The organism is Microbacterium sp. cx-59 (assembly GCF_020805625.1).
Classification (GTDB): Bacteria; Actinomycetota; Actinomycetes; order Actinomycetales; family Microbacteriaceae; genus Microbacterium.
In genome coordinates, this window is the sequence record NZ_JAJHGO010000004.1 from 428,037 (window position 1) to 449,254 (window position 21,218).

Consider the following 21,218-nt stretch of genomic DNA (forward strand, 5'->3'; position numbering starts at 1 on the left):
AACCGATCGAGATGTCTTCGCCCCGGTCCGAGTTCGAGCTCTTGCACGCCGAAGGTGAGCGAGAATGCCCACGCGCTGTGTGGTGCACTATCTATCGGCGATCATGGGGTGGCGCGAACCTTCTGAAGACGCGGACGCTTCGAAACAGGTGAAATCCCACGGCGCACCTTCAAGAGGTTTTCGTCTTTAATGTTCTCCTTCACCGCGAGACGGCTGAGGATTCGCTGCTGCGTCTCAGGCGTCCAAAAGATCTCCAGCCGCTCCCGCGCTCGAGTGATCGCGGTGTAGAACATGCTGTGTGAGACGTTCGCCTCGTTGACGTCGGTGATCACAATCTTCACCGAATCAAACTCGAGGCCCTGCGCCTTGTGGAAGGACACCGCGTAGGCGATCTGGAAAGGGACGACCGTGGTCAGGGTGTCGTCGTCCACGTCCTGATCGGCAATCTCGAGCACATCGAAGCGAACCGTCGATCCCTCCACCCAGAGCAGGTCGGTTCCCCAACAATCTGCAGCGGTGACGTCCCGTGCGAGCTCTATGTCGAAGGTGATGCGCCCAAGCGCCTGCTCGATGCCGACGATTGTGCCTTTCAGGTTGTTGAAGATCACTCCCGGGAATCGGTTGGTGTCGTTGAAGAGCACCGGATCGGCGACCTTGTAGGTCGCCCCGCGCCGGACGTATGCGGGATTGGGATTACTGGCCTGGAGGAAGCGGTTGACATTGTTAATCCCGTAGAGCCCGTCGTAGTTCATGCACAGGACAATCTCGTCGTCGCGCTGCGGCGCGAACAAGGTGTCTCCGAGGACGGTCGAGTAGCCGTTCTTGGAGAGCGACTCCTCGATGCGGTCGTCGAGATTCCGCACGCGATCCCAGAGGGCGAGAAGCGCCTCGTCATTCGTCCGGAACGGCTTGGTCAGCTCGAAGATCGCGGTCGGCGGCAGGTAGGAACGAATGGTGCTGAACCAGTTGCCGAACTCGATGGATTCAATCTGATAGACGTCACCCACGAGCACAAGGAGGTCGAACGTCGTATTCTCCAGAACCTTGAGGAGGCTTGCGTTGCTCACGGTGCTGCACTCGTCGATCACGAGGACGTCGTAGCGACGGGTCGTGCCCATGCCGCCGAGGTGGCTCGCGATTGTGCTGAACGACGAATTCGGGGCGGACACCCTCCGACGTAAATTGTCGACGGCCGGGTTCGTGTGCGCCAGAAAAAGCTTCCGCTCACCGCTGAAGTAGTTCGCGATGTGATCGACCATCGTGGACTTGCCTGTTCCGGCGGCTCCGTAGATGAGCGCAACCTTCGAGTCCGCAAACAGCCCCTTCAGCGCGTCGGCCTTGAGGTCATCGTCAATGGCTGTCGGATTGGCGTCGATCCACGTCTGGACGTCCATGCCGTGGTCGACGACGCCGGTCGCAGCCACCTTTTGCAGCTCGTTGATGATCGTGACGGTGTCATCCTCATATCCCTTGATGAAGACGTGTCCGTTCTCGTGGATCAGCTTGCGCGGCAGATGCGCAGCGGTCGGTGGCAACTGAGCATTGTGCTTCGCGATGAGCGAGTCGAGGTCTCCGAAGCCTGCGAGCTCCGCATCCGGCGTGTAGATCACGCCGTATTGCTCCACATTGGTTCGGACTCGGCGAGCAAGGATCTCGTGGCGACGGGCTGACGAGTTGAGACTCTCCGCGAGGTCAGCGAAGTGTGGGTTGTGCCGCCGTGGCGATGAGCAAAAGGGCATCGTGTCGAACGGCCGGCATGAGTGCGACACGTGAAGACCGGAGAGAGCACTGCACGCCGCAGGGTCGTACTGCGCACGGATTACCTGGTTGTTCATGCGGAGCAAGAGATAGCGGAGCAGACTCGCTCCCGGTCGCCCTCGCCGGATCAGCGCTCGAGCGGCATCAAGCATGGCGAAGATGAGCGGACTGCGCTTTGCGTTCGCGAGCGCCCACGTACGGACCTGGTTGTAGTCCGCCTCGTCCATGTCGATGAGATCGAGCAGATTCGAGCGCATGGTGGTCAGGTACTGCATCAGATTCTTGTACTCCGCCAGACCGCGACCAACGTCGCCGTTCGACTGACCAAGAATCTTCGCTAGATTGTTGAACTCGCAGCCCCTGATCGCGACGCTCCACGACTCGATCAGGGTGATGGGCATCGTCTGACCGAGTACGTCGATCGAGTCTTGAGCGATTACGAGACTAGAGGCGTACTTGTCCGTCACATCGATATCGGTGAATCCGATCACTCGATCGAACTTGCTCGTCTTATTGTGAGCGAGCGAGAACGTCACCTCATAAAAAATGCGAGCGCCGATGAAGAATGGCCTTGAGCTGTGGATGTAGTAGATCGCGTCACTGGTTGGCGGGGTGGGCCCGGCGCGCATCGCATCCACGCGAGCCGCGATCTTCTCGTAGTACTCATACATCGAGGGATCTAGATCAATCGGAAACCTCGCTAGATTCCCAAGGATCGTCAGGCCGAACTGGCTCTGTGCCAGATCCCGCGTGCGCATCAGGTACTCGTAGTACTTGAGCATCAGCCGTTCGGACGGATCACCGTCGAGCGTGTAGTGCGACGCGCTCGCCTGCAAGAGATTGTGAAAGCGACTCAGACGATTCAGCTTGGCATTGGCTTTCACTACTGCGAGCGCCGGCCCCACCTGGCTGTAGTCGAACGTGAGCGAGCCATCCTTGAGGTGGGCGCGAACGATGAGTCCTTCGACGAGGTTTCGCAGCTGTGCGAGCACGTTCTGCGAGAGAAGATCCCGCTGCGCGCTCAGCAACTCGATGTTGCGGACAATCGCGTCGTCGGCACTTCGGATCTGCTGATCGATCGTTGTCATTTGCGCGTACCCTCGTGCGTCCAGTTCTGGTCATTCGCCGTCTCGAGATCCCTCGTCATCTCATGCCTCCGTAAACAAGAGCGAAGCGAGATCAGATGCGGACGATGCCCCCGCCGCCTTGCGCGTCACTTCGCGCAGTACCGCCATCGACTCCAAGAAGGCGTCCCACTGAGCCGCATCGATGGGCACTGGTACCTCGACGTTCTCCAGGCCCGCGTAGTACAGGCGTGCCCTAACGCCGCCGCGCACATGACGGTTGATTTCGTCGCGACCTGCGTGGCTGGTGAGGAAGAACAGAAGGTAGTCAGCATTGAATGGTGCGTCGTCAGTGAGCGAGAAGACGACGTACTCCGGCGAGACCCACCCCTCCTCGATGGCGGATCGGCAATATGCCAAGGACCCGACGTTGATCCTCATGGGGTTGTACACGAAGTCACCCACCTCAATCCGCCGGTAGCGAGATCGATCCGACGCAGCTGCGCCTCGGAATTCAGCGAGCCCGCCTGAGTTGGTCACGCCCACGAGACGCTCGGCAGGATCGCCGCCTGCACGTTCACCTCGCTCGGTGATGTAACGCTTGAGCTGCACACGGTTTCCGGCCTCAAAGTTTTCGAGCCTGTTGAGCGTCTCGCTCCAGCGGGCGGCAGTTTCCCGCACGACTCCAACCTGACTACGAAGATGCTCGACCACATCGAGCGGGTCAGCGCGCACCCCCGCCTCTGTGTGGAGGCGTGGGCGGGTGTTCAGGTCGTAGCCTGCCGCCGCGATCTCTTCGTAAGAGGACTCCCATCCGTGCGCGGTCGGGACACCGTCTCGAATCCACTCAACGGCGGGCGTCAGCAGGTCGCGGGTCAGCGGGAGCGATTTCGAGAAGCCGGGCCGTCCCTGGGGAGGGCGGACTAGGTAGAAGCGAATGGACGTGGTCGGGGATCCTGTGCGGCGGAAGAACATCAAATTGGTCCTCGCTCCCGGCGCGTTGGTGAACACACCGCTCGGAAGACGAATGATGCCCTCAACGCTGAACTCATTGAGGAGGCGACGGCGCACGCTCAGGAACGCCTGATCAGTTCTGAAAAGGACTCCGTCGGGGACCACAATTGCGCAGGTGCCGCCCGGCGCCAGCTTGGCCATGCAGTGCTGCAGGAATAGCAACTCCGTCGAATCAGATCGCGCCGGGAAGTTGCGCTGCACCTGCGGGTTTTCCTCGCCGCCGAAAGGCGGATTGGTGAAGATCAAATCTCGCTGGTCGCCGGGGTCGATCGACCGCACGTCTTCCTCGAGTGTGTTACGTCGGATCGCCTGGGGGTCATCAATCCCATGCAATAGCAAATTCACTGTGCCGACGAAGTGAGCCAGCGCGCCGGATTCTTGGGCGAAGTAGGTGCGGGACTTGAGGAGGTCGGCATCGGCCGTGGTGAGAGCCTGCGGGTGAAGGCGCTCGTTGACAGAAACCAGGAAGCCACACGATCCTGCGCAGGGATCGTAGACCGTCTGCCCCAAGGTGGGCTGCACGACGTCGACCATGGCGTCGACGATCGGACGAGGGGTGTAAAACTCTCCCGACCATCCAGCGTCCGAAGCCTGTGAAAGGAGCGACTCGTAGACGACCGACATTGTGTGGGCATCCGACAACGCGTGGAAGTCGATCTGATCGACGAGATTGATGACCTCCCGAAGGGTGTGTCCACTCTTCATGACCACTGTGACTGACTGGAACAAGGTAGCGAGACGCTCGGCGCGACGGGATCCTTCGAGCTTGCGGAGTCCGGGCAGCAGATCCTCGGTGACAAACGCGATCAAGGCGTCACCAGTCAGGTCGGAGCGGGCCCACTCTGACCATCGATAAGGTCCCGTCACGACATGCTCATAGTCCGTGCCGTCGATGACGGCGATCGCTGCGCGGTCTTCCTCGAGCGCCTCATATTGCTTCAGGAACAGCAGCCATGTCAGCTGCTCAAGGTACGAGAGGTAGCCCTTGGTATTGTCATCGGCCCGCATCTGGTCCGACGCGGCCCTAATCAGCCCACGCAGCTTTGCTTCCGGGGTCATCGGTCCTGCTCCTCGTCGTCAGTCGGATAAAGCCAGCGCTGCACGTCTCGCAGCACTTGCTTGACGGCTTCCGGGCCACCGAGCGCGCGAATTACGCCCTGAACTCCTCCGAAACCACTCGTGAAAGGTTCGACGGAGAAGACATCGGCGCTCGCGATCTCCTCGACGCCGGCCTGCCGGTACTTGTCAATCAGCGCGGCCACAATCGCGCCTTCGGCATGAGGCGCATCGTCCGAAACGTTATGCGCCAGCGCGAGCGCCCGCGCGCGATCCTCCCGCGACTTGATGTCGGCGCCGAACGCCGAGAAGGCTAGGAGATCGAGTTCGTCCGCATCCGACCGCCCCGATACAAGGGCGAGGATACTTGGCTGCACGTCGACGACCGAGAGCGAAGCGCGCAGAGCGGATCGGGCCTCCGGATCGCGCCACTGTTCGACCAGATCCTTCTGTGTACGGACGAGTTCCCGGGTCTTAGCTCCGGCCCGTTCAATGTATTCCTCCACAGTGAGCTCGGCACCATCCGCCAATGTAAGGTCGGTCTCCTCGGCGATCGTGACGGTCACTCCACTGATGACAAGCCTTTCGACCCCGGGCTGCGGCTCGCGCAGCGTGATGACGATCTCTGTCGACTCTGCTGCGATCGGTACTCGCAGTCGCTTGCTCGAAAACCCGCGGGCTGCCGCGTCAACAGTGAGCGTCGTCTCGGGCAGCTCAGGGACGTGGAACAGTCCACGAGCGTCGGTGTGAACCTCGGCGAACGTCCGAGAGCCAGCCCGCACGACGACCGCGGCACCTTCGATCGGCTCGAATCCGTCATGGTTGACTACCTGGCCCGTCAGGACACCGTGGCCCTCAGTCAGAATGGCGCCACCCGCGGGCGGCAGGTCCCACTCATCGAGGAGGCGCGTCGCATCGGTGTAGTCGACGATACGGAAGAACTCCTTGTTGGTCGCAGCATCGAGACGGCTGCCTCGACCAAGGATCTGCTTGAACACCGTCGGCGATCCGACCGGCTTCATGAAAACGATGTTCCGACAGGACGGTACATTCACTCCGGTCGTGAGGAGGTCCACAGTGGTCGCAAGTACCGGCTGTGTGCTGCTCGACAGCTGGAACTCCTCCAGGAGCGCTTGCCCCGCGGGCTCCTCGCTCACAATCCGGACTGCGTAGTGGGACTTGCCGGTCTCCGGCCCGAGGAGGCGCTGCATGTGATCACGCACTCGTGCCGCGTGCTCCATGCTGACGCAGAACACCATGGACTTCTCGTTCGGCCCCCACTGCCGGAGAAGTCCCGCCAGATGCTCGCACATTGCGCGAGTGCGATCCTCGACCTGAATCGCGCGCTCGAACTCGCTTGAGGCGTAGATCTCCTTGACCGGCGCGCCATCGGGCACGATCAGGTCTGCACCCTGGTCGAGTTCCTCCTCGATTCGGAGGCCATCCTGATCGATGTTGGTCTTCACTCGACGCACTCGGTACATCGCGAGAAAGCCGTCGTCGATCCCGCGTCCCAGCGAGTACTCGAAACAAGGCTGCGGCGCGCCGTCTCCGTCCCTATTCTCGCCAGCGAAGAACTCGTAGGTATCGATGCTGTCGCTCCGCTTCGGCGTTGCGGTCATACCGAGGTGGAACGCGCTCTCGAAATGGTCGAGAATTACCTGCCAGTCGCCATATCCCGAGCGGTGGCACTCGTCGATGATGACTAGATCGAAGAAGTCCCGCGGGTATCGCTCGTACAGACGGAGACCGTCCTCGCCGCGAGCGTAAAGGGTCTGGTAGATCCCGAAGTGGATGTCGCGCGCGAATGGCGGCGATCCTGAGACCACCCCACGAGCTGTGTCGAACGGTCCGAACTCATTGAATGCCTGATCGCGCAGCGAGATCCGATCCGCCAGGAAAAGCACGCGCTTGCTGTAACCACTTCTAAGGAGCTTCCACGCTAGGTTGAATGCGATGTAGGTCTTGCCGGTACCCGTGGCCAGCGATAGCAGCGCGCGCCGACGCCCACTGAGCATCTCATCGAGGGCGGCGGTCACTGCGCGCTCCTGGTACCAGCGCATTCCTCCAGTCGGCGAGGGAAACGCGGGCTGAATGATCGGGTTGGTTACAACTACGCCATCAGGGTTCCGCAACGCGGCCGTCCGCGTGGGAAGTGATGACGAGATCCGCGTGCGCAGGTCGGCCGGCGAGGGAAAGGACTCGAGGTCACGCACTTGGTTCGTGAGCCGATCGTGTTCCACGAGCCCGTGCCCATTGGACGAGTATGCGAAGTGCACACCAATGTCCTCGGCATAGCCCAATGCCTGCTGCAGACCGTCGGAAGGACCATGATCCTCGGCCTTCGCTTCGACTACCGCGAGGATCGGACCTCGAGCACCGTCCCGAAGGACATAATCACAGAACTGCGGCCGATCGCGAATGCTCTGCTCGCCGACGAGTCGAACCCTGCCGCGTCGATAGGTGTACTCCCGCTCGATGAGCACCTCGCTCCATCCGTCGGCGAGAAGACGCGGGTCAATCAGCTTTGCCCGCGTGTCGGCTTCGTTCAGCGCCATCATGCCCTGCCTTTCGGGCACAAGCCTACACCACACTCACCAACCAAGACCCGCGGGTCTGGATAGGTGTGTCGCTCCGAGTCAGACCAACGCCCCGACTGCGTCTAGGACCTTCATCGTCGCAAGGACGGCGCTGTCGCGGTACTGAGTTGAGCGGGCGACTTCGCGTACGATCGCAACGACCTCCGGCGCTCCGATCACTTCGATGGGGCCCACACCGACACTCTGGTCTCCGCACCACTCGCGAATCTCAGCCTCGGCACCTTTGCCCGCAAAACGCCCCACATAAAGGCGGAGCTCAACCTGATCATGCGAGAAACCGAAGCGCGCGGCAGCACCCGCGACCACAGTGTCGCGGATATGAGTGTCGTTGATCAACGCGTAGAGCGCATTCATCCGAGGATCGGCGCTTTCCCCGCGTACGTGGGCGGCAACCACACCACGTGAGCCGAAGAACGACTTGACGGTCGCGAGCACAAGCTTGTCTGAGCGAGCGGCGACGAGATCCACCTCGAAGCCATGCGTCTGCCACTCCTCGTAGGCGACCTTTCGGGTGCGTCGCTTGACCGGGAACTTGAGCGCGCTCGAGACAACCAGCCCTTCGGCTTCAAGTGCCAAGGCGACGAACTGTTCGAACGCTTCCATGCTCCCGAGCGTAGCCAGCACCGCCGACGTTGCCTGCGTGGTGACGAGCTACGGCACACTAGGCACCGCCTCAGCGGGAGGATCCTCTGGAACACCCTCGGCTCGCAGCTGCTCGATCTTCGCATGCACCTAGGCCGCAGGGTACGTGGCTGTCGGGCTCCGATCGGACGCGGCCTGGTTGGCACGAGTGGGCGGACTGCCTCTCGGCCGATACGTAGCATCGCGCCCGCCGCTGGCCGGCGGACCCATGAATACCAGCGCATGAAAGAGGCGGCGACCGCACCGGACGAGAACTCGGGTGGTTCTCTAGTCCGGGCAGTCGCCGCCGTTGGATTGGTGCCTGAATCCGTCAGGCTGCGGGTGGGTGCTCCGGATCGCTTACGTCCTGGGCGCGAACGGGCATCGTGGTCGTGCCGGTGTCTACTGGGACGATGCGAGTATCTTCCGCAGCGCTCCAACCTTCAAGGGTGACCATCGCCCAGACAACCGCTTCGAAGTAGTCCTCGTAGGTTGCCCGGTTGCGGTACCACTTCGGGTCGCCGTGGGTCTTCACCTCGACGCGCCACACCCCGGGTTGAGGAGTAGTTCCGTAGCTTCACCCGGGATGTCAGTACTCTCACCGTTCCGATTCGGTAGGCCGACGACGAGCGCTGGCCCAACGAGCATTGCTTTCTGGCGCGCTTCGGGGACGAAGTACCACCAGAGGAACGTGGCGCGGGAGTTCAGGGAGAGTTGCCGGAGCAGCCCCTCTTCGTTGACGTACACCGTGACGCCGAGGGCTGGAATGTCGACCGGTTCGATGTAGCCGCCGACGATCCCCTGGTAGTCCTCGAGCGACTCGACCTGAACTTCCGTGATCGGCTCATCAGGGTCGACCGGGATGCGCAGCGCCCTCACCACGGTGCATCACTCCCCCGAAACGAGTCATCGAAGCTCTCCGACCCAACTGTCACTTCGCGGCTGCAGAGCCGAATCGAGCTTCCCGGGTGCAGGGTGTAGGTGAGCAGCATGCACCAGGTTGCGGCGTCGAAGACGTCCGCGAAGCGGGCGAAGGTGTCGTACCAGACCGTGTCCTTTGGAGGACGGATCTGAACGACGAACTCGCGTGCATCGAAGATGTCCTGGACGAGGTCGTCCGGCACGTCGGTGCCACCGCCGTCTTCCGCGATGCCCGTCAGGACGACATCACCCAGGATGATTGGGTGCTGCATCGGGTTGGCGGTGTGGAGCCACCAGATCGCCATGGCGCGGCAGTTGATCGGCTGCTGTTCGCGCCGGGCTGCCTCGTTGACGTATACGGTCACGTTCAGGGCCGGCATCTCGATTGGCTCGAGCCAGCCGTCCACCGCGGCCTGGAACTCGCTGGCGGTTGCCAGGTGTCGCAGGCGCGGTGAACGGCTTGGGTCGTGCGGGATGACGATGCTCTTGACCATCGTTCCCACCTCCTTACTGTTGTCGCGGCCGAGAACTCGTTAGTTCTCTGGCAAGCCGCGGGGCAGCAACGAGGTGAGCGACTGTCGAAGGTGGTGTTTCGGGCAGCCGCCCGGGCAGAGTGCGCGAAAGCACTCGATGCCCGGGACAGCCGCCCCTCTCCCGATCCCCCAGCTACGGGGAGGGAGCCTTGCCGCGACTCGACGGAGTCTTCACTCCGGAATCCGCGGCGCCGAAGATGGCCTCGATCGCGCTCTGCCTCGTCTGGGCTTCGCGTTCGATCTCGGCACGCACCGTCTCGGCACGCAGGAGCACCTTGGGGTCAGACTTCGAGGTCTGCACCCACGCCTCCAGCGCCAGACGGATCTCTTCGGTGACGCTGCGGTCGTTGAGCTGGGCGATCACGTCCAGCTGCGCCCGCAGCCCGTCCGTGATCCGTATGGACAACGGGCGGACAGGTCCGAGAGCCGTCGCCGGCACCTCGGGTGGTTCGTTCTCACTCATCGTGAGCCCTCCTCATCGGAAGCGATGGATGACCCCTGGGTGGGGTCCTCTACATCGCAGCCCAACGAGGAGGGGACGAGTGATTATGAACGAACGGTCAGAAAAGTCAATACGCGTTGTCCATTCCACAACGCACGTTCGCTACGGACGGCGGTCGGGCTGATGACCGATCGGGCGTAGCAGGATCCAGTCCGACTCCTGCGCTGGTTCGGGCTCGGCGCGCGTGCAGATGCGCCATTCGCGACCCTCGACTTCCACGACAATCGCCGACGGCGTCCCGAGCGCGAGGAGCTGTCCCAGCGTCATCGTGGGTCGGACGTTCGGGTCATCCGAAGTCGCGCCAGGGTGCAGTACCGTCGCGAGCGGCTGATCGACGCGGTCGACACAAAGGCGCAGCGTGCCACCCGGAGCATCCAGTGTTGCCTCGGTAATCGCGCCCCAGCCGCTGTATCCCCAGCCGACCGCGACGGGACTGTCGGGTGATGTCGATGCCAGATACTCCACCAGCTCCCGCGTCGCCGCCTCGACCTCAGTGCTGACGTAGTCCGCAACGCAGTCGCACCCCTCGTGCGTGCGGATGCGTGCTCGGTCGACACCGAGCGCCATGAGGCGGCTCGCGACGGCCTCCGCGTCCGGGTTGACGACCACGATCTCCTGATCGCCGACCCCGATCGTTGTCGCAAGAAGCCGGGCGAGGGCAGTGTCAGTGAGCGGAAGCGAGTATCCCATGAGCACGACACGCTCAGCCGCTCGCAGGCCGTCGCGGGCCTGCTGCCAGGTGAACCGTGTCTTGGGGTTGTCGAAGTAGGTGCCTTTGGTCGAGGTGGGCGGAACGATGAAGACCTCACGGCCGCCGATCGTGGCGCGCTGGGCGGCCACGCTGCGATTCTCAACAGTTCGGATCCGCTCGAGTGTTGCTCCGGTGCGGTCACCCGGGACGCCGTACCAGTCGATCGAGCCGTGCAGCTTGTGCATCGAGAACGTTGCCCGTTCTTCGAAGTACGTCCCAGATCCGAACAGCACGCCACGCCCGTTCGGGAAGCCCGTGACGACGTCCACCGACCAGATCGCCTCATCACCGTCGAACCGCGGACTCTTGTCGACTGTCTCCTCGATGATCGTGTCGTAGTTCAGCGTGACGACGTTGCTCCGAGACCAGTGCAGCAGATCAACGAACTCTCCGAGCCAGAGAGGGAACCCTGCCTCGTCCGCGGCGGCTTGGCTCTCGGTGACCACCTCGGCGATCGCCTCAGACAGTTCGGCGAACCGAGCGCGGTCCTGCAGGTGTTCCGCCTCGCTGAGGAACGGCTGCCGCTCTGCGAGCCACGTGAGCCAGCTCTCGAACGTGATCCCTTCGGGACTGAACGCGGGAAGGTCGTCGAGTTCGAGACGCGCAGCTGCACGGCGTCCGAGCTCGTCCGTGATCGGCATCATCGAGGACGCAGCGAGCGAAAAGCCGGCCCCCAGCACGTACGACGTTCGCGGTGATGTCGGAGCCACGATCTGATGTGCCATGGCTCAATCTTCGCGCGCCAACGGCTCGGCGCGCTGGTGTGCCTCGTGATGTCGGCGCGCGTATCTAGGCTTGTCGTATGCGAGGAGCGAATAAGGCGAAGGCGGCTGCCGAGACAGCCGCGCGCCGCAAGCGCTTTGACCGCGTGCGCCTGCTGAATGAGGAGCTCGACCATCTCATGTCCGACGCCACCGCGCGGACCGCAAGCGTGACCAACAAGGCATCATTTCTGGCCGTATCCGGAGGCGTGCTCATCACCGCGGGGACGGCGCAGCTGTGGGAGTCCGCTCCGGGCTATGGGGTTGCATCGCTGGCACTGTCCTGTCTCGCCTTGGGTTTCGCTGCCATAGCGCTCCGTCCGGGAAAACGACCGGGCATTGAGGCTCGCCGTCTTGTCGACCGCCATCTCGATTGCGACCATTCCGTCGCACAGGTGGAGGTAGAGCTCGTGCGGGACAAGGAGACCGTCCTCACCGCGATCGAGCACGACATCGCCAGCCGTGGTCGATGGGTATGGGCAGGATTTGGCGTTCTCGCGGCGGCAGCACTCTCGCTTGCAGCCGTTTTCAGCTTTGAACTCCTGGGAGGATAACGATGGGAAGACCAGACTTTGACGCCAGCGCGTCAGACAGCGCCGACAGTAGTGACGTTGGTGGCACGTCACTTGAGAACGCCTACTTTGGTGCTGACACCCCGGGCGCGAGCCTTCTCGGCGTTCTGAATCACGCGGACGAGACGACCGTCGGAACCGTCTTTGGCACGCGAACGGAGAACGAGAATGGCACGTCCTGATTTTGACGATGCACCCGACACGGGCAGCGGTGGGAACGAAAGCTCCACCGAGACCAACGTCGGCGTGCACTACAACAGCCCGTCGCCCGACCAGATTCAGTACCGCAAGGACTGAGGATGCGTGCGTGAGCCGATCTGTTGTGTGAAGCCGTGGACGTAACCGTTGTCGACGCCCTGTCAGCCGTCTTCTCTGGCCTGGCGGCGCTCGGCGGTATTGTCGCGGTGATCGTCGCCGTGCGTGCGCTCACCATCGCCCGCGAAGCCGCATCAGTTGAGCAACTGTTTCTTGCCACCGGTGACACACTCGCGGCGCTGCAGGAGATCGGTCGTCTCGGCTCTCGACTGGGGCAAGTTCCGGGCGGCGAAGCGCAGAGCCGCGACGTAATCTCGGAGGCGTTCGAACGATTCCTCGCCGCCCGTGCGCGAGTCGATCTGTGTTTCGAGTCCCTCGGCCTGGCCGGCGACTATCCCGAGACGGTGCTCACCCTCGCACACAACTACGCGGCGGGCGTGTTGCAAGCGGACGAGTTCGCTGGCATCAGCCGGGACATCGCGGCGGACGATCTGCTCGACGACGAATGGGTCAAAGAGCTGTCATGGAAGCCCAGTGGCCCGGATGTGCTGGTCCTCGCCCAATCAGCGAGCTTCCAAGAAGTGCGGCAGTCACTCGAACTCATCCCGGACGGCGTCGTGCGTCTGGAGGGCCTAGATCATTGGTGGGGCGCGCGGATCCTCGAGCATGACAGCTACGGGCACGCGCGAAGTGTCTACTCGATCGACGCGACCTATCTCACCCAAACGGCGCGGCTGATCGATGACTTCACCAGCGAGTACGTCCAGCCGATGTTTTCGGCAGGGGTTCGCCAAGTGGCGCGTTCGCGCAGGAAGATGAAGCCGCTCCAGTAGCTGCGGCCAACCTCGACGCGGCGTGGGTAACGAGATGGGATCGGCAACTCCATATGAGACCGCCAAGGGTCGTCGCTACCGCGCGCGTTACCGGAAGCCGGACGGTACCGAAACCGAGAAGCGCGGCTTCGTAACTAAACGTGAGGCTGAGCTCTTCCTCTCCACGGTCACGGTGGCCAAGGCGACAGGAAGCTACATCGATCCAGCGCTCGCGAAGGTACGCATCGGCGATCTCGCCGCCGTTTGGCTGGAGTCGAAGCAGCCACCGATGCTCAAGCCTGCGTCGTTCGGGCCACTCGTCACGTCCTGGAATGCACATGTTGCACCGGTCTGGGGAGCCCGTGAGCTCACGTCGATCCACAAGTCCGAAGTCCAGGCCTGGGTATCCGACCTCGCCACGCGAAAATCCCGTTCGGTCGTCATGCGTGCGCTCGGAGTCCTCGCCGGGGTGATCGACATGGCCGTTGACGACCAGCGCATAGCCACCAACCCGGCGCGCAATCTGCGCACGTTGCCGCAGCGAAGCGTCGCCAAACCCCGCGTCTATCTCACCCACGAGCAGGTTCACATCCTCGCCACCAACTCCGCCCACCCGACACTCGTCTTGGTGCTGGCATACACGGGACTGCGGTGGGGTGAAGCAACCGCGCTTCGGGTCCGTCATGTGAGCCCTGCGCGTCGTCGATTCAGCATCGAAGAGAACGCCGTACTCGTGAAGTGGGAGATCCATGTCGGTACTCCTAAGACGCACGAGCGACGCTCGGTGCCGTACCCCGAACGGCTGGCTCCCCTGATCAAGGCTGCCTGCGCCGACAAGCCTCCGGAGGGTCTCCTGTTCGGCAACGGGGCGACGCACATGAAGCGCGAGAGCGACGCTCGGAGTTGGTTCGCTGTCGCGGTTCGACGGGCGCAGAAAGAAGATCCGTCGATCCCCCGGCTCACCCCGCACGACCTACGGCACACAGCGGCCTCGCTGGCGATCAGCGCGGGCGCGAACGTGAAGGCCGTGCAGCGCATGCTCGGCCACGCCTCGGCGGCAATGACGCTCGACACCTACGCCGATCTGTTCGACGACGATCTGGACGCGGTGGCCGCGCGCTTGAACGACGCCATGATAGATCCGCCGGAGCCAACCCACCCCGAGCGATGAAAACCGCTCGGGCTCGCTGATCTGGGCGACAGCAAAATGGCTGGTCAGCGAAGAAAAAGTGCCCCTGGAGGGATTCGAACCCCCGACCCTCTCCTTAGGACGGAGTGGCTCTTCCACTGAGCTACAGAGGCAGGCGATACAAGCGTACCGCGCCGAGAGCGGCGTGAATCGGAACGCGTGAGGCTGCACGAAGACTCGGATCTACGTGTCGCCCCGATGCGTGTTCTCGCGGACGAAGGCTAGTAGTGACTCGCGTGGGATGTATTTTCTCGACCCGACACGGGTGAACTCGATGTCGCCGCGACTTGCGAGCTCACCAAGCCCTCGGTGGGGAATCCCGAGCGCTTGGGCTGCGTCCTTAACCGTCAGGAGCATCGGCCCAGACTCGTCCAACAGGTTGGGAGGGATCACCGTCGTCTGCTCGACTTCGACGATCTCGATCTCGGATGCCTTCGTCTCCCAGTGGCCGAAGTAGGCATACGGCTTCTCGAACTCCTCGCGAACCTTCCGTGCCGCGTCTTCTTCGTCGACACCGCGAATCCAACGCTCTGCGACCTGGACGCGCGTGACCATGACCTTGAACCTCATATAGGTCTCCTGCTTGTTGATGTACGTGATGGGAGATGGCTTGGCCGGGGCAGGGCGGCGCTGCAGATACTGGCTGACGGTAGCTGCCGACTTCGCTGGAGAGGGCCGACCTTCGACGGCACCGACCTGCTGATTCGCGCGTTCGAGTGCCGCAGCGTCGCTGTCGGTGAGGCCGGGCCAGACGCGCCCGCTCTCTGTGGGGACCGCCTGCCACGAATGCCCGTGCCCGCTCACTTTCACCAGCCCTCGACTTACGAGCGCCCGTGCGGAGATCCGGTGAGCGAACGAGTCCTCTGGATAGACGCCGTCTGGGCAGCCCTCCACGATCCACGAGAGCACCGCTGCTTGACTCAGGGTGAGTTGATGGGGGCTTCGGGGACTCGGCGCAGCCCCCGAAGCGTTGCCGGTTGCCATGAATCGATGGTCGTCCGAAGAAGCCACCGAAGCCAGTCCCGTGGCTGTGGAAAACTCAAAGCTCTCAGCCCCGCGCCGCCTACGCTGACCGGATGGATCTCGACCCGCTCGACGAAGGTGCGCAGCCGCGCTGTCCGGACTGCGCGGTCCTGATGCGGAGCTCCCCCGATGGCTACATCTGCCCGTCGTGCGGACACGAGGAGTCCATTCCGGAAGTCGAGCACCCGGGATACGGCGATGGGTTAATCGAGTTCGGCGCCGCAGGGAAGCCACCGCGCTGGTGAGCCTCGGCGAGAATCAGCGGGGCTTGCCCGTGCGCGGATCGAGACCCTGGTCCCAGCGAGCTCGTTGGAGGTCTACCGGGACAGCCGAGCCGTAGTCAGTACGAAGCGGTGCGTGGAAATCCGGGCGATCGATCTCGTTTTCACACACCTTGACGGCCTCGACATGCGTGTCTCGCCACGCGATCGGAACACGGTTCTGACGCTCCAACGCCCATTTTTCGATGCGGTAGAGCAGGTGAGTCTCGAAAGTCCGCTGATGCACGGCGGGTCCGTACGAGATCAGGAACCGCGGTCGGTAGATCTCGTCGATGACGAGCCATGATTTCGTCGCGACCTGGATGACCCGCACCTACGCCTCCTCAGTCCGCCGGCCGCGCTCGTGACTGTAGCGACAACCCCACGACGTGGCGCTTCGGCGCGAGAACACCCTCCGATCGCCGCGTGACATCGGTCGCACCTCGTAAGGTGAAGCGATGAGCGACGAGATCGAGCTGGTTAGCGACGGGGATGGCCTCGCGGTCTTCGGCGACCCGGGCGCGGTCGATCTCTTTCTTCGCACAGCGGGCGTGCCCTCGAAGGAACTCGACCTCCAGCAAAAACTTGGCTCAGTCCTGAGCACCGGGTCGACTGCCGCCCAAGCGGGGTCTCAGATCGCCGCCAACTCAGGGCGGTGGGTGAAGTTGACCGAAAAGTCCGCCGAGGCGATGAAGGTCAGCCACATGATGAAGGGCTCGTCCTCGGGCGTCCAGCGAGCGATCACCACGACCAAGGGTGGCAAGATCACCGGCATCCTCGAGTTCGTGAAGCCGGGCTCGATCGGCTCGATGCTCACAAGCCCGGCGATGTTGGCCGGCGCGGCTGGCGTTATGGCGCAGCTCGCGATGCAGCAGACGATGGATGAGATCACGGACTATCTCGCCACGATCGACGAGAAGGTCGCGCACGAGGTGAGTGAGCGTCTCCCCCGGCGTCGAGGCGACGATGACGAAACGGCCGCGGACGAGGATCCGACCTCGCCATTAGAGAGGTGAGTCACCGATGGCGCTGACACTCGGCCCGCTGCTGATCGACGCGGGAATCGATCCGGCGCAGGCGCTCGTGATCCGTCATGCCTTCGCGCAGGAAGCCGAAGAAACCGGTCTGACGGGCCTTCACGCGAACTCGACGCATGCGGAGATCTTCGAGTACACGCGGCGCCAGTCCGCCGACACGCGACGGTTCCCAGCAACACCGGCGAGATTCTGGGTCGTCTTCATCAAGGAGGGCGGAGACCAGGCACGACTGTGGTCAGTCGTGGAGAACCGCGGCGAGATCACCAACGACAGGATCATCCGGACTTTCGACACCATCGAGACAGATCACATGGCCGATCTGCGCAACCGCCTTGTCGTCGGGTGGCGGTCGCCCCGCACCTGGCGGATGAACGCCACGACGGCGGCGAGCTATCCCGTCATGGGCATCGCGGATGCCGAGCCGGTGCCGTTCCCCGGGTTCGACCGTCTCGTCCTGAGCTACGTGCAGCTGCAAGCCGTCATGCGTGAACATCGGTATGCGTCCTGGCGTACGGCGCTCTCCTCGGTGTTCGGGGTCTACCTCATCACCGATACCCGGGACGGAAAGCAGTACGTCGGCAAGGCGGACGGGGAGGAGAGTATTCGGCAGCGCTGGAGCATCTACGCCACCAACGGCCACGGCGGCAACGTGGAGCTGAAGGGCCTCGATCCATTGAGCTTCCGATACTCGCTCCTGCGGGTCTTCGACCCCGCGACACCGACCCGGGATATCAACATCGCCGAGAGTCATTTTAAGGACGCGCTCGATACCCGGCGTCACGGATTGAATCGGAACTAGCTCGACACCTGATCCGGCTTCGCGCGGGACGCGCAAGTGTGTGGACGTGCGTGCTCTGCTCCATGTGGTGCTTTCTACAACGACGCAGAGCTTGTCATCATCTTGCTCGTGCTTCATAGTCATGCTCAGAAATGGCGCATCAGACATCACTCATTGACACCGAAAGGAATGGCTTCACCATTGTGGAGCTCCTTATCGTCGTGGTGATCATCGCCGTACTGGCGGCGATCGTCATCGCCAATTACAGCGGGATTATCAACCGCGCCCGGTCCGTGAGCATGCATACGGCAGCGACTCAATACCGCGATGCCCTGGCCCTCTACCAAGCACAGTACGGTCGGTATCCGAGGAGCTTCGCTGACCACGCGCCGATGTACGGGTCCGGCTACTACTACGCCTGTCTCGGCAAGGGGTACACGGTGCACGGCGGTCCGAAAGCGGCCTGCGTGTGGAGCGCGGGGCACAATGCGTACGTGGACGCGGCCTTCAACGATGAGCTCGCCAAAGTTGCGACGTACAGCCCCAACATGGCGACCTACAACCCTGTCTGTTCGACGCGATCAATTGACGGACAGACGCAGTGCTCTCAAGGGATCGTCTTCCAGTCTGTCGAGCCCGGTGTTCCAGCCGCACCAATGTTGGACGGCGAGCCAATGATCAACTACATCTATTACACGCTGCCGTTCGACAACGGCTGCGTTGAGACCCTCAAGTCCACCGACGGCAGCCAGACATACAGGCGCGATGCGACGGCGAAAGAGGATGGCACGAACTACTCAGATGACCTCTCGAGTTGCGTCATGGCGCTTCCTTCGAGCTAGGTTTTCCACACCTCTTGTTGTGATTTGTTCAACGGCTCACCCCGACAGACCAGGCTTGCCCAACAGATGATCGTTGACCCGGTTCCGCTTATGCCCCATAGTCAGGCGCATAAAGAGGACGCAATCATCGTGAGCACGAACATCCGAGACAACATAGACCACTTACTCGATACTGAAATGGAGCGAGCAGCCTTCTTGAAGGTGTGCTTTGCGGGCGTCCTCGCCGCTATTGGAGTCAGTGGATTGCTGAAAGCCTTCGCTGGCACGGAGCGAAAGCAAGCAGCTTCCAAGGCAGAAGCCGCGGCCTACGGAGGGCGTGCGTTCGGTGAGTAGTGCGGTCCTCACTTCGCCGCTGCTTGCCTCTCGTACAGCGCGACACCTCGCCGCTGGGTTCTTCGCCCTTGCTCTGCTGGTGGCGTCGGCCCTCGGCGTCGCCGACAGTGCAAGTGCGCAGAGCACCTATGGCACGTCGCCTTATGGCAGCGAGACCTACAGCGCCGCAAATCCAGACGCGGGTGGAATCAAGCCACCCAACACTGGGTTCGAGGCTGTGACGCGAGCTGCGACAGAGAAGCCGGCTCTCTTCTGGGGGTCCCTGAGCGCAAGCGCGGTCGTGCTGATCGCTGGGGTGATGCTGATCCGGAACATGATGAAACGTAAACAGGAGAAATAATGAATGGCGCGATTACCAAAAGTAGGAGGAGACAAAGGGGACTGGGGTGAGATCCTAAACGACTTCCTCAAACAGGCCCATGATGACGACGGCGCGCTCAAGGTTGGCAGCGTTGGAGCGTCCCAGCTGACCTCTAGCGCGGTGATGACGACGGCCATTGGCGATGGTCAGGTGACGACCGTGAAGCTCGCCGACGCTTCTGTAGGCGCACACCAGATTGCTGACGCCGCGATTACAGAGGCGAAGCTCAGTCCAGAGGTAATGACATTGATCGGGACTGGTGTCATCGCTGATGACTCGATCGATGAGGTCAAGCTGGGCATTGACGTGCGAAAGAAGTTGAACGCTGAGCTCGCGGACGCTTCTGTTACGACGGCGAAGCTCGCGGGCGGAGCGGTCACGACAGGGCGAATCGAGGATGGCGCCGTTACGAATGAGAAGATCACTGACGGTGCCGTGAGCGAGAGCAAACTCTCGTCAGAGGTACAGGGCAAGCTGAACGGAGACGTTCCAGACGATTCGATCTCTACGGCGAAGATTGCTGACGGCGCGGTCACGCCTAACAAGATCAGCGGCCTGGGCGCAATTGGTGGCATCGCGTCATTAGACCTGGAAGGTCGACTGCCAGATGGACAGGTGCCGAGCCGCTTGACGGCGACGTCGCTGAATCGCGCCTTCGTCGGCGAAGGTGCGCCTGTATTCCACTCAGTCGTCCACGGCGTCTCTGTCGGACCACCTGCGACAGCATCGGCCAATACCAGCGCTCTATCGGCACTTCTGTCTTCCGCTCCTAGCGGGGCGATTATCCAGTTCCCGCCAGGGACGATCTACCTGACGGACATCACGCTGGCGCCCGGGAAGATCGTGCATCTGCGCGGGGCCGGACGAAGCGTCACCTCCCTACGGCGCCCCTCTGGGGTATCCGGTGACTTCATCACCATCAACTCAGCGAGCTCGACGATCAGCGACCTAACCGTCGAAGGCGGTCGGTATCAGAACGCAAGCTCACCCGACATGGACAATATCTGTGTCAACGCGCCCTACGTGAACCTTCAGCGCCTCGGCGTAAACAAGGCGTCCGGCTCGGGAATAGTCCTCGGCAAAGCGGGCCCCGCGATTGTCGGGTTCTACTCGGACATTCAGTTCCGAGAGAACCGCGGCTATCACATCAGAACGATCGCCGGCTCTGATTCGACAGACGGTATGTGGGTCAACATCGAGGGCGGGTACTCGGGACGTTCTGGTGTCCGGCTGGATCTCGGATCGCAGAACATGCTCAACGTGCACATGTGGGCGTCTGGCATGGAGGACGTTTCCGACAACCACGGCGTCTGGATCAATTCCACCAACAACACCCTCACGAACCTCCAGTGCGAGACAAACAACGGTGAGGGAATCTATGTCACTAGCAACAGAAATGTTCTTGGGATCATTCGGAGCTGGGGCAATGTCAAACGTGGGCTCTACTTAACCGGCACCGCTAATTCATTCACTGGCGGCACGTTCGAGCGCAATAACGTTGGCAACACTGCAACCGCCGTCTCGGACGCGTTCGCGCAGATCGTCCTGTCAGGCGCGACTCGGAACACGCTCGTAGGGCTCGTGACGATTGACTCGACGTCTACCATCGGGAGCGCGAACCCCTCTTCCAACGGTTCCCCGAGCGCCACCTATCCGTTCCCCGGCAAGTCCGTCGCCTCGTTCACGGCCGCGTTCGCGCTGCGGGAAGAGTCAGGCGCCGACTACAACAATTTCACCGGATGCCGGTTCCACGACGAGTACACCCTCAGCGGCACGAATCCCGCATACTCCTTTGCCCCGGGCGTGGGCCACAACGATGCGTTCAGTGCGGTTGACTTTGGTGCAACCGCACCGCCGACTCAGACCGTCGTTTCAGGTGTTGTGAGAATCCCGTCCTTCTCGGACGTCGTGCAAGTCAACGCAGGATCTACAATCACAAGCGTTATCGGCCAACGCGTGGGACGTCGCGCCACCATCATCTTCACCGGCTCAGGCACCGGCTCCGTGACGGACAACGGAACCTCGCTCAAGCTAGCTTCGGATTTCCTGCCCACGCCGGGTAGCACCTTGTCCCTAGTCTCCGATGGAACGAACTGGTACGAGACGGGGCGTTCTTCCTAGCGTGCCTAAGCGAATTAACCGGACGAGCCCCTGAGACAGTGGGCAAAGGATAGA

The 21,218-nt window shown here is 62.3% G+C and carries 20 protein-coding genes and 1 tRNA gene; 10 read left to right on the top strand and 11 right to left on the bottom strand.

Going from position 1 to position 21,218, the window contains the following annotated elements:
* Nucleotides 1-101: 101 nt before the first annotated feature.
* From LMI96_RS05485 to LMI96_RS05520, 8 genes are all read right to left on the bottom strand, one after another.
* On the bottom strand, nt 102-2,846 hold the full coding sequence (locus LMI96_RS05485; RefSeq protein ID WP_228360745.1) for an ATP-dependent RecD-like DNA helicase: 2,745 nt from the start codon (nt 2,844-2,846) through the stop codon (nt 102-104).
* Between the two features lie 60 nt (nt 2,847-2,906).
* The gene (locus LMI96_RS05490; protein WP_228360746.1) at nt 2,907-4,895 is read right to left on the bottom strand and encodes an N-6 DNA methylase; all 1,989 of its coding nucleotides are present in this window, start codon (nt 4,893-4,895) and stop codon (nt 2,907-2,909) included.
* Nucleotides 4,892-7,444 carry an EcoAI/FtnUII family type I restriction enzme subunit R gene (hsdR, locus tag LMI96_RS05495; protein WP_374197911.1) on the bottom strand — a complete coding sequence of 851 codons (2,553 nt, stop codon included), beginning with the start codon at nt 7,442-7,444 and terminating at the stop codon, nt 4,892-4,894. The genes LMI96_RS05490 and hsdR overlap by 4 nt, the downstream gene beginning before the upstream one ends.
* An 87-nt stretch (nt 7,445-7,531) precedes the next feature.
* Nucleotides 7,532-8,095, bottom strand: coding sequence for a hypothetical protein (locus LMI96_RS05500; protein ID WP_228360748.1), 564 nt, complete (start codon nt 8,093-8,095; stop codon nt 7,532-7,534).
* Nucleotides 8,096-8,644: 549 nt separating this feature from the next.
* Entirely contained in the window at nt 8,645-8,995 is a 351-nt protein-coding gene (locus LMI96_RS05505) for a DUF3846 domain-containing protein (RefSeq protein ID WP_228360749.1), read from the bottom strand.
* On the bottom strand, nt 8,989-9,528 hold the full coding sequence (locus LMI96_RS05510) for a DUF3846 domain-containing protein (RefSeq protein WP_228360750.1): 540 nt from the start codon (nt 9,526-9,528) through the stop codon (nt 8,989-8,991). Before LMI96_RS05510 ends, LMI96_RS05505 begins: the two co-directional genes overlap by 7 nt.
* Nucleotides 9,529-9,700: 172 nt before the next feature.
* Nucleotides 9,701-10,030, bottom strand: coding sequence for a ribbon-helix-helix domain-containing protein (locus tag LMI96_RS05515; RefSeq protein WP_228360751.1), 330 nt, complete (start codon nt 10,028-10,030; stop codon nt 9,701-9,703).
* Between the two features lie 141 nt (nt 10,031-10,171).
* Complete coding sequence (locus tag LMI96_RS05520; RefSeq protein ID WP_228360752.1) at nt 10,172-11,545, bottom strand: hypothetical protein; 1,374 nt, start codon at nt 11,543-11,545, stop codon at nt 10,172-10,174.
* Between the two features lie 77 nt (nt 11,546-11,622).
* Between LMI96_RS05520 and LMI96_RS05525 the strand changes: the two genes are divergently transcribed.
* The 4 genes from LMI96_RS05525 to LMI96_RS05535 all read left to right on the top strand — a co-directional run bounded on the left by LMI96_RS05525 (nt 11,623) and on the right by LMI96_RS05535 (nt 14,391).
* The gene (locus tag LMI96_RS05525; protein WP_228360753.1) at nt 11,623-12,135 is read left to right on the top strand and encodes a hypothetical protein; all 513 of its coding nucleotides are present in this window, start codon (nt 11,623-11,625) and stop codon (nt 12,133-12,135) included.
* Nucleotides 12,136-12,321: 186 nt separating this feature from the next.
* On the top strand, nt 12,322-12,450 hold the full coding sequence (locus tag LMI96_RS16080; RefSeq protein ID WP_267059239.1) for a hypothetical protein: 129 nt from the start codon (nt 12,322-12,324) through the stop codon (nt 12,448-12,450).
* Between the two features lie 35 nt (nt 12,451-12,485).
* The gene (locus LMI96_RS05530; protein WP_228360754.1) at nt 12,486-13,241 is read left to right on the top strand and encodes a hypothetical protein; all 756 of its coding nucleotides are present in this window, start codon (nt 12,486-12,488) and stop codon (nt 13,239-13,241) included.
* Between the two features lie 22 nt (nt 13,242-13,263).
* Complete coding sequence (locus LMI96_RS05535) at nt 13,264-14,391, top strand: site-specific integrase (RefSeq protein ID WP_308015749.1); 1,128 nt, start codon at nt 13,264-13,266, stop codon at nt 14,389-14,391.
* Between the two features lie 59 nt (nt 14,392-14,450).
* Here the strand turns inward: LMI96_RS05535 and LMI96_RS05540 are convergent.
* Nucleotides 14,451-14,522: transfer RNA gene (locus LMI96_RS05540), tRNA-Arg, on the bottom strand.
* 70 nt (nt 14,523-14,592) lie between these two features.
* On the bottom strand, nt 14,593-15,393 hold the full coding sequence (locus tag LMI96_RS05545) for a helix-turn-helix domain-containing protein (RefSeq protein ID WP_228360755.1): 801 nt from the start codon (nt 15,391-15,393) through the stop codon (nt 14,593-14,595).
* Nucleotides 15,394-15,485: 92 nt separating this feature from the next.
* Between LMI96_RS05545 and LMI96_RS05550 the strand changes: the two genes are divergently transcribed.
* Nucleotides 15,486-15,677, top strand: coding sequence for a hypothetical protein (locus LMI96_RS05550; RefSeq protein ID WP_228360756.1), 192 nt, complete (start codon nt 15,486-15,488; stop codon nt 15,675-15,677).
* 13 nt (nt 15,678-15,690) lie between these two features.
* On the opposite strand, the gene LMI96_RS05555 is transcribed toward LMI96_RS05550, so the two are convergent.
* Nucleotides 15,691-16,026: a hypothetical protein gene (locus LMI96_RS05555; RefSeq protein WP_228360757.1), complete on the bottom strand. Its 336-nt coding sequence runs from the start codon at nt 16,024-16,026 to the stop codon at nt 15,691-15,693.
* A gap of 124 nt (nt 16,027-16,150) precedes the next feature.
* Here LMI96_RS05555 and LMI96_RS05560 point away from each other — a divergent pair, with 124 nt between their 5' ends.
* From LMI96_RS05560 to LMI96_RS05580, 5 genes are all read left to right on the top strand, one after another.
* A complete protein-coding gene (locus LMI96_RS05560) occupies nt 16,151-16,708 on the top strand; it encodes a hypothetical protein (RefSeq protein ID WP_228360758.1) in 558 nt (185 codons plus the stop codon).
* A gap of 7 nt (nt 16,709-16,715) precedes the next feature.
* Nucleotides 16,716-17,528: a GIY-YIG nuclease family protein gene (locus LMI96_RS05565; protein WP_228360759.1), complete on the top strand. Its 813-nt coding sequence runs from the start codon at nt 16,716-16,718 to the stop codon at nt 17,526-17,528.
* A gap of 131 nt (nt 17,529-17,659) precedes the next feature.
* Nucleotides 17,660-18,349: a type II secretion system protein gene (locus tag LMI96_RS05570; RefSeq protein ID WP_228360760.1), complete on the top strand. Its 690-nt coding sequence runs from the start codon at nt 17,660-17,662 to the stop codon at nt 18,347-18,349.
* 325 nt (nt 18,350-18,674) lie between these two features.
* The gene (locus tag LMI96_RS05575) at nt 18,675-19,022 is read left to right on the top strand and encodes a hypothetical protein (protein ID WP_228360761.1); all 348 of its coding nucleotides are present in this window, start codon (nt 18,675-18,677) and stop codon (nt 19,020-19,022) included.
* A 3-nt stretch (nt 19,023-19,025) separates the two neighbouring features.
* On the top strand, nt 19,026-21,164 hold the full coding sequence (locus LMI96_RS05580; RefSeq protein ID WP_228360762.1) for a hypothetical protein: 2,139 nt from the start codon (nt 19,026-19,028) through the stop codon (nt 21,162-21,164).
* Nucleotides 21,165-21,218 lie beyond the last annotated feature (54 nt).

Bases quoted from the DNA above. Each gene is read 5' to 3' on its own strand.
- LMI96_RS05485 (WP_228360745.1), bottom strand. From the start codon at position 2,846: ATGACAACGATCGATCAGCAGATCCGAAGTGCCGACGACGCGATTGTC.
- LMI96_RS05490 (WP_228360746.1), bottom strand. From the start codon at position 4,895: ATGACCCCGGAAGCAAAGCTGCGTGGGCTGATTAGGGCCGCGTCGGAC.
- LMI96_RS05500 (WP_228360748.1), bottom strand. From the start codon at position 8,095: ATGGAAGCGTTCGAACAGTTCGTCGCCTTGGCACTTGAAGCCGAAGGG.
- LMI96_RS05510 (WP_228360750.1), bottom strand. From the start codon at position 9,528: ATGGTCAAGAGCATCGTCATCCCGCACGACCCAAGCCGTTCACCGCGC.
- LMI96_RS05515 (WP_228360751.1), bottom strand. From the start codon at position 10,030: ATGAGTGAGAACGAACCACCCGAGGTGCCGGCGACGGCTCTCGGACCT.
- LMI96_RS05520 (WP_228360752.1), bottom strand. From the start codon at position 11,545: ATGGCACATCAGATCGTGGCTCCGACATCACCGCGAACGTCGTACGTG.
- LMI96_RS05525 (WP_228360753.1), top strand. From the start codon at position 11,623: ATGCGAGGAGCGAATAAGGCGAAGGCGGCTGCCGAGACAGCCGCGCGC.
- LMI96_RS16080 (WP_267059239.1), top strand. From the start codon at position 12,322: ATGGCACGTCCTGATTTTGACGATGCACCCGACACGGGCAGCGGTGGG.
- LMI96_RS05545 (WP_228360755.1), bottom strand. From the start codon at position 15,393: ATGGCAACCGGCAACGCTTCGGGGGCTGCGCCGAGTCCCCGAAGCCCC.
- LMI96_RS05550 (WP_228360756.1), top strand. From the start codon at position 15,486: ATGGATCTCGACCCGCTCGACGAAGGTGCGCAGCCGCGCTGTCCGGAC.
- LMI96_RS05560 (WP_228360758.1), top strand. From the start codon at position 16,151: ATGAGCGACGAGATCGAGCTGGTTAGCGACGGGGATGGCCTCGCGGTC.
- LMI96_RS05565 (WP_228360759.1), top strand. From the start codon at position 16,716: ATGGCGCTGACACTCGGCCCGCTGCTGATCGACGCGGGAATCGATCCG.
- LMI96_RS05570 (WP_228360760.1), top strand. From the start codon at position 17,660: ATGGCGCATCAGACATCACTCATTGACACCGAAAGGAATGGCTTCACC.
- LMI96_RS05580 (WP_228360762.1), top strand. From the start codon at position 19,026: ATGGCGCGATTACCAAAAGTAGGAGGAGACAAAGGGGACTGGGGTGAG.